This window comes from Streptomyces sp. NBC_01689 (assembly GCF_036250675.1).
GTDB lineage: Bacteria > Actinomycetota > Actinomycetes > Streptomycetales > Streptomycetaceae > Streptomyces.
The window spans coordinates 7,681,013-7,693,653 of the sequence record NZ_CP109592.1; the positions used below are offsets into that span (position 1 = coordinate 7,681,013).

General features: G+C 70.9%; 13 protein-coding genes and 2 tRNA genes. 10 read left to right on the forward strand and 5 right to left on the reverse strand.

Annotated features, from left to right (window positions below):
• Positions 1-17 precede the first annotated feature (17 nt).
• Positions 18-533, reverse strand: a complete 516-nt coding sequence (locus OG776_RS32900; RefSeq protein WP_187285501.1) for a DsbA family protein — start codon at positions 531-533, stop codon at positions 18-20.
• Between the two features lie 205 nt (positions 534-738).
• On the opposite strand from OG776_RS32900, the gene OG776_RS32905 reads away from it, so the two are divergent.
• Together OG776_RS32905 and OG776_RS32910 are read left to right on the forward strand one after the other, a co-directional pair.
• Positions 739-1,185, forward strand: a complete 447-nt coding sequence (locus tag OG776_RS32905; protein ID WP_261994404.1) for a hypothetical protein — start codon at positions 739-741, stop codon at positions 1,183-1,185.
• Between the two features lie 161 nt (positions 1,186-1,346).
• Entirely contained in the window at positions 1,347-1,499 is a 153-nt protein-coding gene (locus OG776_RS32910) for a hypothetical protein (RefSeq protein WP_187285502.1), read from the forward strand.
• Between the two features lie 130 nt (positions 1,500-1,629).
• Here the strand turns inward: OG776_RS32910 and OG776_RS32915 are convergent, their stop codons facing one another.
• Both OG776_RS32915 and OG776_RS32920 read right to left on the reverse strand, forming a co-directional pair.
• Positions 1,630-2,187 (reverse strand): CGNR zinc finger domain-containing protein, encoded by a 558-nt coding sequence (locus OG776_RS32915; protein WP_148007781.1) that lies wholly within the window; start codon positions 2,185-2,187, stop codon positions 1,630-1,632.
• Between the two features lie 363 nt (positions 2,188-2,550).
• Positions 2,551-2,964, reverse strand: a complete 414-nt coding sequence (locus OG776_RS32920; protein ID WP_003959770.1) for an SsgA family sporulation/cell division regulator — start codon at positions 2,962-2,964, stop codon at positions 2,551-2,553.
• A 191-nt stretch (positions 2,965-3,155) separates the two neighbouring features.
• Here OG776_RS32920 and OG776_RS32925 point away from each other — a divergent pair, with 191 nt between their 5' ends.
• The 4 genes from OG776_RS32925 (at position 3,156) to OG776_RS32940 (ending at position 5,070) form a co-directional block, all read left to right on the forward strand.
• Entirely contained in the window at positions 3,156-3,587 is a 432-nt protein-coding gene (locus OG776_RS32925; protein ID WP_329322983.1) for a TIGR02611 family protein, read from the forward strand.
• Between the two features lie 95 nt (positions 3,588-3,682).
• Positions 3,683-3,754, forward strand: a tRNA-Val gene (locus OG776_RS32930).
• Between the two features lie 758 nt (positions 3,755-4,512).
• Positions 4,513-4,959: an SRPBCC family protein gene (locus OG776_RS32935; protein WP_148007783.1), complete on the forward strand. Its 447-nt coding sequence runs from the start codon at positions 4,513-4,515 to the stop codon at positions 4,957-4,959.
• 39 nt (positions 4,960-4,998) lie between these two features.
• Positions 4,999-5,070: transfer RNA gene (locus OG776_RS32940), tRNA-Val, on the forward strand.
• A gap of 90 nt (positions 5,071-5,160) precedes the next feature.
• Here OG776_RS32940 and OG776_RS32945 read toward each other — a convergent pair.
• A complete protein-coding gene (locus OG776_RS32945; RefSeq protein ID WP_148007784.1) occupies positions 5,161-5,886 on the reverse strand; it encodes a 3'-5' exonuclease in 726 nt (241 codons plus the stop codon).
• 170 nt (positions 5,887-6,056) lie between these two features.
• Here OG776_RS32945 and OG776_RS32950 point away from each other — a divergent pair, with 170 nt between their 5' ends.
• The 4 genes from OG776_RS32950 (at position 6,057) to OG776_RS32965 (ending at position 10,746) form a co-directional block, all read left to right on the forward strand.
• Entirely contained in the window at positions 6,057-6,623 is a 567-nt protein-coding gene (locus OG776_RS32950) for a DUF4365 domain-containing protein (protein ID WP_148007785.1), read from the forward strand.
• The gene (locus OG776_RS32955) at positions 6,620-7,837 is read left to right on the forward strand and encodes a hypothetical protein (RefSeq protein WP_148007786.1); all 1,218 of its coding nucleotides are present in this window, start codon (positions 6,620-6,622) and stop codon (positions 7,835-7,837) included. The genes OG776_RS32950 and OG776_RS32955 overlap by 4 nt, the downstream gene beginning before the upstream one ends.
• 105 nt (positions 7,838-7,942) lie before the next feature.
• Positions 7,943-9,928, forward strand: a complete 1,986-nt coding sequence (gene thrS, locus OG776_RS32960) for a threonine--tRNA ligase (RefSeq protein WP_148007787.1) — start codon at positions 7,943-7,945, stop codon at positions 9,926-9,928.
• A 257-nt stretch (positions 9,929-10,185) separates the two neighbouring features.
• The gene (locus tag OG776_RS32965; protein ID WP_148007788.1) at positions 10,186-10,746 is read left to right on the forward strand and encodes an HIT family protein; all 561 of its coding nucleotides are present in this window, start codon (positions 10,186-10,188) and stop codon (positions 10,744-10,746) included.
• A gap of 138 nt (positions 10,747-10,884) precedes the next feature.
• Here the strand turns inward: OG776_RS32965 and OG776_RS32970 are convergent, their stop codons facing one another.
• Positions 10,885-12,594 carry a hypothetical protein gene (locus tag OG776_RS32970; protein WP_148007789.1) on the reverse strand — a complete coding sequence of 570 codons (1,710 nt, stop codon included), beginning with the start codon at positions 12,592-12,594 and terminating at the stop codon, positions 10,885-10,887.
• Between the last annotated feature and the right edge of the window lie 47 nt (positions 12,595-12,641).

The following is a 12,641-nucleotide window of genomic DNA, read 5'->3' on the forward strand; positions in this document are numbered from 1 at the left end:
ACCCCGCCCGGCGGGTGCTACCGGTCCCCGGCCAGCAGGCGGTCGGCGATCTCCTCGATCCGCGCGCGCAGCCCCTCCTGGCTCTTGCCGCCGTCGAGGCGCTCGCCGCCGATGACGTACGTCGGGGTGCCGGTCACGCCGATGGCCTTGCCCTCGGCCTGGTCCGCGTCGACGATCAGGATGTGCCGCCCGTCGATCAGTGCGGTGTCGAACTCCTCTTCGTCCAGGCCGAGTTCACGGGCGATCTCGATCAGGAAGGGCTCGCCCCCGCGGTCCAGCTCCTCGACCCGTCCGAGCACCGCCTCGACGTACGGCCAGGTCCGGCCCTGTTCCGCGGCCTCCTCGGCGGCCTGCGCGGCGGCGAAGGCGTGCCGGTGCTTCTCCAGCGGGAAGTGCCGCAGCCGCAGCTCCAGCCGGTCGCCGTAGCGGGCGCGCAGGGCGCGCAGGTCGTCGAGGGCGTCACGGCAGTCGGGGCACTGGAGTTCGCACCAGACGTCCAGGACGACGGTGGTGGCTGCGGAGGAGTCGTTCATGTCCCCAGTCTCCCAGCCCCGGGTGCGGCGGCCCACACGGCACCGGGGAGCCCGGGCGGGACGACGTGCCGACCGGGACCTGGGGAGGAGGCGACCCGGAGATGTCCCTGAGGTATGCCCGGAGCATGGCATATCGGGCGCGGGGCGGTGCAGGATGGAAGGGACGAACCGCCCCGCCCCGTCGAGTCCTGCCCTGGAGGACCGGATGATTGCCGAGACCGTCTGTTCCGCCGTCTCCGCCGCCGGCCTGGGCATCGCCGCGGTCACGGCGTACCGCAAACGCTTCCTCGCCGCCGCCCGTGTCGCCGCCTATGCGCTGGTGCCGGTCGGACTGGTGATGACCGGGGTCGTCGGCTGGCTCGCCGACACCGCGTTCAGCCCGACCGCGTGGGCGGGCTTCGCCGTGCTCGCCGCCGCCTGGCTGCTGTTCATGACGGTGCGGACCGTGGAGCGGCGCGGCGGCCGGACCCGCAAGGAGCGCAAGGCGGCCGCCCGGGCCGCCCGGAGCGGGGCGGTGGCCCCCGCGGCGTCGGCGCCCTCGCTGAGCCAGGGCACCCGCCCGGCCGCGCGTCCCGCGACGACCCCCCGGTCCTCCGGCACCGGCGACGACTTCAGTGACATCGAGGCCATCCTCAAGAAGCACGGGATATGACGCCCCGCCCGGTCCGAAGCGAGAGGGCGGATCACGCGGGTCACGGAAACGATCACGTTCGTTCCTGCTCATCGCGGATATTGCGGATATTGGCGAACTCCCTGTCATCCCGGGCGTGTTGATCGCGGAGCGGGTGGTGGCTGCGTCATCATCGCCGCGAGATGCTGGACACAGAACAGAGCGACCCCGCCGCGCCCTCCGAGGAGCGGCGAGGTTGTCTCTTCGCGCTCTCCCAGCCACCGCTGATGATCTTCCTGGCGGTGATCGGCTGTCTCCTGCTCATGGCTTCGCTGCACGACCTGCTGCTGCTCTGAGCCGTACACGGAGCCCCTGGCGTCACCCGCCGAGGGCTCCGTAGCCCGCCGCGGTGCCGACCGGAGACCTGTCCGAGGCCTCTCGGCCTCCCGCGGCTTCCCGAGGCCTCCCGGGGACTTCGGGGGCCGCTCAGCCCGCCGCTTCCTTCCGGCGTGCCCGGTACGCGGCCACGTGGAGCCGGTTCCCGCACGTTCTGCTGTCGCAGTAGCGGCGCGACCGGTTGCGGGAGAGATCCACGAAGGCACGCCGGCAGTCCGGTGCCTCGCAGCGCCGCAGCCGGTCCTGCTCCCCGGCGACCACGAAGAACGCCAGCGCCATCCCGCAGTCGGCCGCGAGGTGGTCGGCGACCGAGGCGCCCGGCGCGAAATAGTGCACGTGCCAGTCGTAACCGTCGTGGTCCGTGAGGCGGGGCGTGGTGCCCGCCGCGGCGACCAGCTCGTTGATGAGCCCTGCGGCGGTCCGCGGCTCGTCGGCGGCGAAGACCCCCGCGAACCGGCCGCGTACGGAGCGTACGGCCGCGAGATCCCGCTCCGAGAGCACGCCGACATCGCTGATGTCGTGCTTTCGTACGAAATCGGCGAGGGACGGGACGTCCGCGAGCCCGTCCGCCGTGTCGTCCTCCGGCGCGGTGTTCACCAGATCCACCACGGTGTCGAGGGCGCACCGGGTGTCGTGGGTGATCAGCACGTTTCGCTCCCTGGCCTGAGGGTCGGGCGGCCGCCCGCCGATGCTGGCCGATGGTAGTGGCTTCCCGGGCGTGGGGGAGCGGGGACGGCCCGGGCGGCGCGGCCCCGGGTGTCCGGGGCGCCGGCGTGTGCGCAGCGTGACCGCGCGAGGGGGTCGGCGCGACTCACGGTGTCCGGCGCCACACGCACCGGCGTCACACGCACCGACGCCGTCGTCGCGGAAGTCCGCGGCGACGGCGTCGGTGTTCGTGCTCTGTGCGGTTGTGCCACATGCTGTCGTGCCTAACTCGGTTGTGCCCTATGCGGTTGTGTAGGCCCGAGCCGTCTCCCCGAGTGGACGGCGCCGGGCGGCTCTGTGGGGTCGCTAGCTCTCGGCCAGGATGTGTGAGAGCTCCGTGTCGAGATCGAAGTGCCGGTGTTCCGTGCCCGGGGGCACGGCGGCGTCCGTTCGCTTCAGGAAGGACTCCAGGGCCCGCGCAGGGGCTTCGAGCAGAGCCTCGCCCTCCGGGGAGCTCAGGGCGATGCAGACAACGCCCTGACCATGACTTCGGGACGGCCAGACTCGGACGTCGCCGGTTCCGGTGGGCCGATGGAGGCCCTCGGCGAGGAGGTCGCGGGCGAACACCCACTCGACGGTTTCCTCGGCTCCGGTGTGGAAGGTGGCGTGCACGGCGTAGGGATCGGCCGTGTCATACCGCAGTCCTGCGGGAACAGGCAGTGAGGACTCGCTCGACACAACGAGGCGCAGGTGCAGCTCGCAGCTGACCGTGGTGTTCATAAGCGCCAGGGCCTTTCGCTCAGTGTGCGCTCGGGGATTCGCACGTCGGCGAAATCGACATGCCACCTACGGTGCCGTTGTAAACCCCTCTGAGTGTTTTGCGTGCCTTTACGTAACTCATCCGGCCGAGGGTGCCTTCGCCGGATAGGGCCATTCCGGTGACCGGATTCTCTCCGGTAGGGTTTGGTCGTATGAATACGGGGAGTGACGGGCTGGACGAGGTCGCCATGACCGATGACGAGAAGGCCGAGCAGCCGCTCGGTTCGCGGGCGCCGGAATTCATCAAGGCGCGTCGCGCGCTGCACGTGAGCTGGCAGGTGGGCGTCTTCGTCGTGGGGCTCGCGGTGGTCGTCGCGGGCGTGATCATGCTCCCGCTGCCGGGCCCCGGCTGGCTGGTGATCTTCGGCGGCATGGCGATCTGGGCGACCGAGTTCGTCTGGGCGCAGCTGGTGCTGCGCTGGACGAAGCGCAAGGTCACGGAGGCGACGCAGCGTGCGCTCGACCCCGCGGTCCGGCGGCGCAACATCATCCTCACGACCGTCGGTCTCGTGATCATCGGGGCCCTCTGTGCCGTCTACGTCTGGAAGTTCGGCTTCGAGATGCCCTGGAACATCAAGGAGTGACGAGGGGTGACGGTGTGGTGCGCCCGCTGCCGGCCCGAGGGTCCCCGGCCGGTCGGAGTCACCCCCTGACATGGGGTAATGTTCTCCCTGCGCCCGGGCGATTAGCTCAGCGGGAGAGCGCTTCGTTCACACCGAAGAGGTCACTGGTTCGATCCCAGTATCGCCCACGAGCACGGTAGGCGGCCCAGATCCACGGAGACGTGGAGCGGGCCGCCTTCGTCGTTTCCGTGCCAGGTCACGGGGCGTCGCGTCACTCCGGGTAGCGGCCTCGCGGCGCGTACCGCGGGATCCCGGCCACGAGGACCGTGTGCCCGGAAAACGACGGCGAGGGTGAACGGGATCGGCCATCGGGGTGGGGTGGCGCCCGGCCGCCTCGGCGTCCTGGGGGTCTGGGCGGGGGCGGGCCGCGCCGGGAGGGCCGCCTGTGCCGGAACGGGCGCCGTGGGCCACGGCTGACGGTGTGCCGGCCGTGCGCCGGACCAGGAACCCCCGGTGCCGAAGGGCGGACCGGCGTCCGGGAGCCGGGGCAAGACGGACCTCCGGGATTATGCGGGCTTTCGGGAGAAGTTCCCGCCGGACTCCCGCGGGACAATTTCCGGAAGGGCGTCGACTTCTTGCGGAAGTGTGACAGGACGGGCGGCGCGACTCGGTCTCTGGCTCGCTGCGACACCGGAAATGCCCGCGGTGGAGAAGGCCGGCCGGACCGACGGAAATGCAACGCTGTATTCCGGTCGGATCCCACGCGATGTCACTTGTCCTCGCTCGGAAGGTATTTGAGAAGCCGGGCGCGGGTGACGGAACGTCGGCCGCGTGACCGCCGCTCCGTCAGAACCGCCCCCTCGAAGCCGAGTCCGCGATCTCCGGTGGCGTGAGCCGGCCCGCCGCCGCCCTCGTGCCCGGATCCCAGGACGGGCACACTCGGCCCATGGACTGGTGTCACTATCGCTTCCGCAGCCTGTGGATCCTGCCCGCACGGCCCGCCGACGTCTACCGCGCCCTGGAACAGGCCGAGAACTACCCGCACTGGTGGCCCCAGGTCCGTGAGGTGCGCCCGGCCGACGAACGGAGCGGCACCATCCGTATCCGCTCGTTCCTGCCGTACGACCTGGTGTTCACCGCACGTGAGACGCGGAGCGACCCGGTCGCCCGGGTCCTGGAGATCGCCATGTCGGGCGACATCGAGGGATGGGCCCGCTGGACCCTGTGCCCCGACGGGCCGGGCACCCGCGCCCGGTACGAGCAGGAGGTCGACGTCCGCAAGGCCCTGCTGCGGCGGTTCGCCGTGCCGGGACGGCCCCTCTTCCGCCTCAACCACGCGCTGATGATGCGTGCCGGACAGCGCGGACTGAGGACCTCTCTGCGAGCGGTTTGAACGACACCCGCCGAGACCTGTATTGTTCAGTGCGTTCCCGGGCGATTAGCTCAGTGGGAGAGCGCTTCGTTCACACCGAAGAGGTCACTGGTTCGAACCCAGTATCGCCCACCGGGAAAGGCCGGTCCGTCACAGACGGGCCGGCCTTTTTGCAGCCCGGACGGCCGGTGCCGGTCTCCACGCGGTCCCCCGCGCCCCCGCTCAGGCCGCCGCCGACAGCTCCGGCCGCAGGGGCCATGACGGATCCACCGACTCCTCCGACCCGCTGCGCGCGAACCACGCCTGCAGTCCGCGGGCCTGTGCCGCGTGCCACACCGACTGCAAGGTGTGCAGCTCGGCCGGGGAGAGCCGCTCCAGTCGGGGAGCGAACCGGCGCCCCACCGCTCGTACCACCTCCATGGCGGCCAGCGCGTCCGCCGCCGCGTCGTGCGCGCCCTCCAGGGCGACGCCGTAATGGGCGCACAGATCGGTCAGCGTGCGCCGGCCCTTGCGATAGCGGTCCAGATGTTTGTCCAGGACCCGTGGATCGAGCACACGCAGCGGCGCCGACTCGAACCAGCGGTCGAGACGCGACGCGCGATGCCGACGCAACTCCCGGTCCAGCAGCGTCAGATCGAACGGCGCGTTCATCACCACCAGCGGCCGGCCCACCGCGGCCTGCTCGCCCAGCACCCGGACTATCTCGTCCATCACCGGCGACGGCCACCGGCCGTTGCGCTGCAGATGTTCCTCCGTCAGCCCGTGCACCGCCGTCGCACCCTCGGGCACCGGCACTCCCGGGTTCACCAGCCAACGGGTCACCCGGGGCCGGGAACCCGCGGCGTCCTGGACGACGACGGCGGCCGACACGATCCGGTCGGTCTCGACGTCCACGCCCGTGGTCTCCGTGTCGAACGCGGCCAAGGGGCCCTCGTACCAGCACGTCATACGCACACAACTCCTCGTTCACCCACGGCAGCTGACGCACCGTCTTCTGCCCGTTTGGTGATACCCGGGCTGTTTGCGCCGTACGCCGGAAGGAGACAACAGAGGTACGGGTCTTTGCAGTTCAGCGGCCCGTCGCGGGGAATCTCTCGGCTTGGAAGGCTGTTGGACTCATGGCAATCGCGCAGCCCGAGCGGGGCGGGCTGCTGCCCCAGCGGACGGCACCCCATCGCGGCACGCTCGCCACCACCGCCTGCATGGAGACACTGCAGGTCGGCTACCTGCACGCCGTCGCCGCGGCGGCCGGCTGCTCGCTGTCGCAGCCCTTTCCGGACAACGGGATCGACTGGCACGTCAGCCACAGCGCGCCCGGACACACGGTCGACGACGAGGTCACCATCAAGGTGCAGCTCAAGTGCACCTACCAGATCCCGCCCAACCCCCCGGGCCCCGCCTTCTCGTTCACGCTCGACAACGAGCACCTGGCGAAGCTCGCCCGCACCCCGGTCTCGGTGCACAAGATCCTGGTCGTCATGCTCGTGCCCCGGTCCCAGGACGACTGGCTGCGCGCCAGCCACGACCGCCTCGACCTGCGGCACTGCTGCTACTGGACCAACCTCGCCGGACAGCCCGTCACGGGCCGGCGCAGAACGACCGTCCGCATACCGACCTCGCGCATCTTCGACGACCGGGCCCTGTGCGAGATCATGACGCGGGTCGGGACGGGAGGCAGACCATGACGCACCGCCCGAGCGACGAACCGCTCCGGCCGGTCAGGCCGCACCCCGCGGAGACCCACTGGACCGAGCCGCCCGAGGCCGGCCAGGTGGACCCCGCCGTGCTCAGCGCACTGCTGCAGCGGCACGGCTGGCAGCGCCGCGGCGGCGCGGCGGGACGGTACGGCAGGTGGACCCCACCCGGGCCCGGCGGCTCGGGCACCAGCCTGCTCGTGCCGGAGAGCCGGGCCTTCCCCGACAGCGACGACCTGCTCGGCGAGGCCCTCGACGCGCTCTCCCGCAGCGGTGCCCCCTCCGCGCGCGACGTGCTGGTCGCGCTCGCCGTGCCCAGCGACGAGATCCGCTGGTGGCGCGACGTCCCGACCGGGCCGGTCGGCGCCACGCCGTGGAGCGTCGAGGAGCGGCTGCGCTCGGCCGCCCGCCAGATGCTGCTCGCCGCCGCCCTCGCCACCCGCGCGCGGGCCGGCTACTACGGCGCGCGTCACCGCAGGCCCGCCGCCGCGTCGCTGGAGCACGTCCTCGTCGGCGCCGACCCCGGCGGCCGCCGCCTCACCGCGTTCGTGCCCGTCGACACCGGACGCTCACTGGCCGTCCGGCTGCACCAGGCGCTGTACGCCGCCCGCGAGGCCGTCGACTACCAGCGGGCCACCGGCGGCATGGACGCCTTCGACGCGGCCGTCGAGGCGGGCGTCAGCCACGAGCTCACCGAGGCCGTCGTCGCCCTCGTGCGCGGGACCGAGGGCGCCCGCGTGGCCGTCGAGTGGGCACCCGCGGCCGGCGTCCCCGAAGGCTGCGCGGCACCGGACGAGGCCGTCGAGTTCTCGCCCGGCGACGTGCCCGTGCTGCGCGAGGCCGGAGCCCGCTATCTGCGCGAGGAACCGTCCGTGCCGGTCCGGATCACCGGGGCCGTGGTGCGGATCCGCAGGTCGGAGCCGCGCGGCGAGGGCACCGCACGGCTGCGGGTCATCGCGGGCGCGGAGGTCCCGTACGTCCGCGTGACCCTCGGCGAGGAGGACTACCGGATAGCCGGGCAGGCCCATCTCGTGGGGCTGCCGGTGCGGGTGCACGGACGGCTGGAGAGCCGCGGCGGCTTCCGCAGGCTCACGGACGCCGCCGGGGTCGCGCCCGTCCAGGTCGACGAGGCCGAACGGGACCGGCTGATGAAGTCGCTCCAGGAGAATCTGGACTTCTTCGAGGAGGCGTGCAGCGAGGACTGAGCCGGGGCGGACCGTAACCGTTTCGCGGAGGGCGGCCTCGGCTCGGTACGATTCCTGTCTGCGCCCGCGCGTCGCGGCGCGCCCACCTTCAGGCAGGAGAGTCCGGTGTCAGACGTCCGTGTGATCATCCAACGCGATTCCGAGCGGGAAGAGCGCGTGGTGACGACGGGCACTACGGCCGCCGATCTCTTCGCCGGCGAGCGCACCGTCGTCGCGGCGCGCGTGGCCGGCGAGCTGAAGGACCTCGCCTACGAGGTGACCGACGGCGAGGAGGTCGAGCCCGTCGAGATCTCCTCCCAGGACGGCCTCGACATCCTGCGCCACTCCACCGCGCACGTGATGGCCCAGGCCGTGCAGGAACTCTTCCCCGACGCCAAGCTCGGCATCGGCCCCCCGGTCAAGGACGGCTTCTACTACGACTTCGACGTCGAGAAGCCGTTCACCCCCGAGGATCTCAAGGCCATCGAGAAGAAGATGCAGGAGATCCAGAAGCGCGGCCAGCGCTTCTCCCGCCGTGTCGTCACCGACGAGGACGCCCGCGAGGAGCTCGCCGGGGAGCCGTACAAGCTGGAGCTCATCGGCATCAAGGGCTCCGCGGCCGCCCAGGACGCGACGGACGGCGCGGACGTCGAGGTCGGCGGCGGCGAGCTGACGATCTACGACAACCTCGACGCCAGGACCGGCGAGCTGTGCTGGAAGGACCTCTGCCGCGGTCCCCACCTGCCCACCACCCGCAACATCCCGGCGTTCAAGCTCATGCGCAACGCGGGCGCCTACTGGCGGGGCAGCGAGAAGAACCCGATGCTGCAGCGCATCTACGGCACCGCCTGGCCCTCCAAGGAGGAGCTGAAGGCGCACCTCGACTTCCTCGTGGAGGCCGAGAAGCGCGACCACCGCAAGCTGGGCAGCGAACTGGACCTCTTCTCCATCCCGGACCAGATCGGCTCCGGCCTCGCCGTCTTCCACCCCAAGGGCGGCGTCGTCCGCCGGGTCATGGAGGACTACTCGCGCCGCAGGCACGAGGAGGAGGGCTACGAGTTCGTCTACACCCCGCACGCGACGAAGGGGAAGCTCTTCGAGACCTCGGGCCACCTGGACTGGTACGCCGACGGCATGTACCCGCCCATGCAGCTCGACGAGGGCGTGGACTACTACCTGAAGCCCATGAACTGCCCCATGCACAACCTGATCTTCGACGCGCGAGGCCGTTCGTACCGCGAACTGCCGCTGCGCCTCTTCGAGTTCGGGACCGTGTACCGCTACGAGAAGTCGGGCGTCGTGCACGGCCTGACCCGTGCCCGCGGCTTCACGCAGGACGACGCGCACATCTACTGCACCAGGGAGCAGATGGCGGACGAGCTCGACAAGACGCTCACCTTCGTCCTGAACCTGCTGCGCGACTACGGCCTGACCGACTTCTACCTGGAGCTGTCCACCAAGGACCCGGAGAAGTTCGTCGGCTCCGACGAGGTGTGGGAGGAGGCCACCGAGACGCTGCGGCAGGTGGCCGAGAAGCAGGGCCTCCCGCTCGTCCCGGACCCGGGCGGCGCCGCGTTCTACGGCCCGAAGATCTCCGTCCAGACCAAGGACGCCATCGGCCGGACCTGGCAGATGTCGACCGTGCAGCTCGACTTCAACCTGCCCGAGCGCTTCGACCTGGAGTACACCGGTCCCGACGGTTCCAAGCAGCGTCCGGTGATGATCCACCGCGCGCTGTTCGGTTCCATCGAGCGTTTCTTCGCGGTGCTCCTCGAGCACTACGCGGGCGCGTTCCCGGCCTGGCTGGCGCCCGTCCAGGCGGTCGGCATCCCGATCGGCGACGCGCACGTGGAGTACCTGCAGAAGTTCGCCGGCGAGGCGCGGAAGAAGGGCCTGCGCGTCGAGGTCGACTCCTCCTCCGACCGCATGCAGAAGAAGATCCGCAACGCCCAGAAGCAGAAGGTGCCCTTCATGGTCATCGCGGGCGACGAGGACATGGCGGCCGGCGCCGTCTCCTTCCGTTACCGCGACGGCTCGCAGGAGAACGGCATCCCCGTGGACGAGGCGATCGCCAAGATCGCCAAGATCGTCGAGGACCGTACGCAGGTCTGACGCACGCGGGTCCCGTCGTACGCGGGCCTGACGCACGCCGGTCCGGCGTACGCGGGTCCGTCGTACGCGGGCCTCGGGCCGGCAGGCCCGGCGGAGGGAGCGGTCCTTCGCGCAGGGTGATCCGTCGCGCACGTACCGAGAGGCCCCCGGGGAGTTCCGTGCCCCGGGGGCCTCCCGGCGTCCGCGCGGGCGCCCCGGCCCGGCCGGGGGCGTGTCCGGAAGAGCCCCGCCGACACGCCGCGAACGAGTGAAGCAATATGCTGCACTCCATGACGAGTGAGCCCGAGCAGCAGATCGGAGTGGGGACGCAGGACGCGTTCCAGCGCCTGTGGACGCCCCATCGGATGGCTTACATCCAGGGCGAGAACAAGCCCACGGGTCCGGGGGCCGACGACGGCTGTCCGTTCTGCTCGATCCCCGCCAAGTCCGACGAGGACGGGCTCATCGTCAAGCGCGGTGAGCAGGTGTACGCGGTGCTCAACCTCTACCCGTACAACGGCGGCCATCTGATGGTCGTGCCCTACCGCCATGTGGCGGACTACACCGATCTGACCGGCCCGGAGACCGCCGAGCTCGCCGAGCTGACCAAGCAGGCCATGACCGCGCTGCGGACCGCGTCCGGCGCGCACGGCTTCAACATCGGCATGAACCAGGGCACCGTGGCCGGGGCGGGCATCGCCGCCCACCTCCACCAGCACATCGTGCCGCGCTGGGGCGGCGACACCAACTTCATGCCGGTCGTCGGCCACACCAAGGTCCTGCCCCAACTGCTCGCGGACACCCGGAAGATGCTCGCCGAGGCCTGGCCCAGGCCGTAGCCCGGCCGGGCCCCCAAGAAGGGCTCGCGGCAGAGGGGCGCGGCACGGAAAAGGGGGCGTGGGAATCCACGCCCCCGTGCGCCCCGGAGCCGACCGGGCCCACGTTTCCGCCCGGAGCGGTGGACGACCACCGAACGTCTACGCGTCGTAGACGTCGTCCTTCTTCGGTGTCGGGTCCTGCACCGCCCCGCTGAGCACGGACGTGCGGCCGTCGAACTTCGCGGTGTCCACGTTGTGGCCCTTGAGGAACTCGATGACCGCCTCGTGCACGACACGGAGCACCGGGGTCGCGGAACGCAGCACGTCATCCGTCATGAAGCGGTTCTTCCACGGCTGGTCGGCCCAGGCATGCCGCAGTCCGAAGGGCTCGGGAAGCGTCAGCGAGCCGCCGAGCCAGTTCAGGAGCGGCGGGTACCAGGTGAGCGGCGCGCGGGCCGCGAGCCGTACGACCTCGTCGTTGTCGACCAGCGGGAGCTTCACCGTGCGGGTCTCCCAGAACTTGACCGTCTTGGCGACCTTCTTCTCCTTGGCGGCCGGCTTGCCCATGAACAGGCCGTTCACCGGCCCCAGGGCGTGGCCGGTGAGCTCGATGCGCAGGGTCTTGTGCAGCACGGTCACCGAGACGAGCATGCTGATCACCAGCTGGCCGTCGAACAGGGTCCACTGGACCCCGAGGTAGTGCCGCTCGCCGCTGTTGTACTGCTGCTTGTTGCAGATGTCGCGGATCTGCTGGAGGTTGACCTGGTGGGCCGTGCTGCCCGCCGGGCGGGTGACCGCCTTGGCGGTCGCCGGGATGTGCGTGACGACCCAGTGCCTGATGTCCGGCTTGGGGAAGCCGCCGGTGGTCAGCGGGCTGGTGTTGAGCCGCTCCAGCGCCCGCTCGACGGCGCTGATCACGTCGAAGCTCTGGAACCTGTTGATCTCCGGGGAAGGCACCAGGTGCTTGGCCAGCTCGGCGCTCAGCGACCCCATCTTCTGCACCTGCTCCGGGACGACCGGCACCAGCTCCTCGGCCAGGTGCCAGTGTCCCCAGCGTGTGCCCATGCCGAGGATGCCCTTGGGGCCGGCGTAGAAGACCGAGTTCGACCGCTGCTCGTCGCGCAGCTCGCCGAATGCCTGACGCAGGCGTTCGGCCCGGGTGTCGCCGGGGCTGCTGGGCACGGACTCGGGGACCCGGGCCCCGACGGTGCTGCCGGAGAGGAGGCTGGTCCAGCGGGCGCGCAGGTCCTTCGCGGTGCGCTCGCAGATCTGCTTCGCGAGCAGCCAGCCGACGACCGGGGCGACGATCGCGCCCCGTACGTACCACGCCAGGGGACCGGTGAAGGGGAGCCGGATCATGGCGATCACGGCGACGACGCCCACGGCGACGAGGAGGGCCGTGGCGAGGGCGGAGGCACGCTTGTCCTCGCGCTTCGAGACGGCGGTGCGTATCTGGAAGACCAGCAGCCACAGCAGGAGTCCCGGCAGGAACAGCAGACCGCAGACCGCCATCACGATCGTGAGGCGGGTGTCGCGCTCCTTGCGGAGCCGGTTGGCGGCCAGGCAGTGCTCCACCACGGCCTGCGGCTCGATACCGAAGGACTGGACGACCGGATTGCGGCCGACGCCCAGCATGCGGGTCACCACCGACTGGGCGAAGGCCTCACCGAGGTTGGGCCGGAAGATCGTCGCCCACTTGCGGCTCGGATTGACCGTCGACTCGTGCCACTCGTTGTTGGCCTCGAGGATCTTCCCGACCTCGTCGTCGCGGTACGCGGCCGAGGCCAGCGCGTACGTCGCCATCTCGTCCGTGCCCGAGCGTGGCACCTGTGGCCCGAACATGTCCTCGAAACCGGTTGGAACCGTCATTCCCCGCCCCCATCGCCGCCGGTGTCGCTTCTGCGGCTTTCCCGACT

Coding starts and splice junctions, on each gene's coding strand:
- OG776_RS32900 (WP_187285501.1), bottom strand. CDS start 533: ATGAACGACTCCTCCGCAGCCACCACCGTCGTCCTGGACGTCTGGTGC.
- OG776_RS32905 (WP_261994404.1), top strand. CDS start 739: ATGATTGCCGAGACCGTCTGTTCCGCCGTCTCCGCCGCCGGCCTGGGC.
- OG776_RS32910 (WP_187285502.1), top strand. CDS start 1,347: ATGCTGGACACAGAACAGAGCGACCCCGCCGCGCCCTCCGAGGAGCGG.
- OG776_RS32920 (WP_003959770.1), bottom strand. CDS start 2,964: ATGAACACCACGGTCAGCTGCGAGCTGCACCTGCGCCTCGTTGTGTCG.
- OG776_RS32925 (WP_329322983.1), top strand. CDS start 3,156: ATGAATACGGGGAGTGACGGGCTGGACGAGGTCGCCATGACCGATGAC.
- OG776_RS32935 (WP_148007783.1), top strand. CDS start 4,513: ATGGACTGGTGTCACTATCGCTTCCGCAGCCTGTGGATCCTGCCCGCA.
- OG776_RS32945 (WP_148007784.1), bottom strand. CDS start 5,886: ATGACGTGCTGGTACGAGGGCCCCTTGGCCGCGTTCGACACGGAGACC.
- OG776_RS32950 (WP_148007785.1), top strand. CDS start 6,057: ATGGCAATCGCGCAGCCCGAGCGGGGCGGGCTGCTGCCCCAGCGGACG.
- OG776_RS32955 (WP_148007786.1), top strand. CDS start 6,620: ATGACGCACCGCCCGAGCGACGAACCGCTCCGGCCGGTCAGGCCGCAC.
- OG776_RS32965 (WP_148007788.1), top strand. CDS start 10,186: ATGCTGCACTCCATGACGAGTGAGCCCGAGCAGCAGATCGGAGTGGGG.
- OG776_RS32970 (WP_148007789.1), bottom strand. CDS start 12,594: ATGACGGTTCCAACCGGTTTCGAGGACATGTTCGGGCCACAGGTGCCA.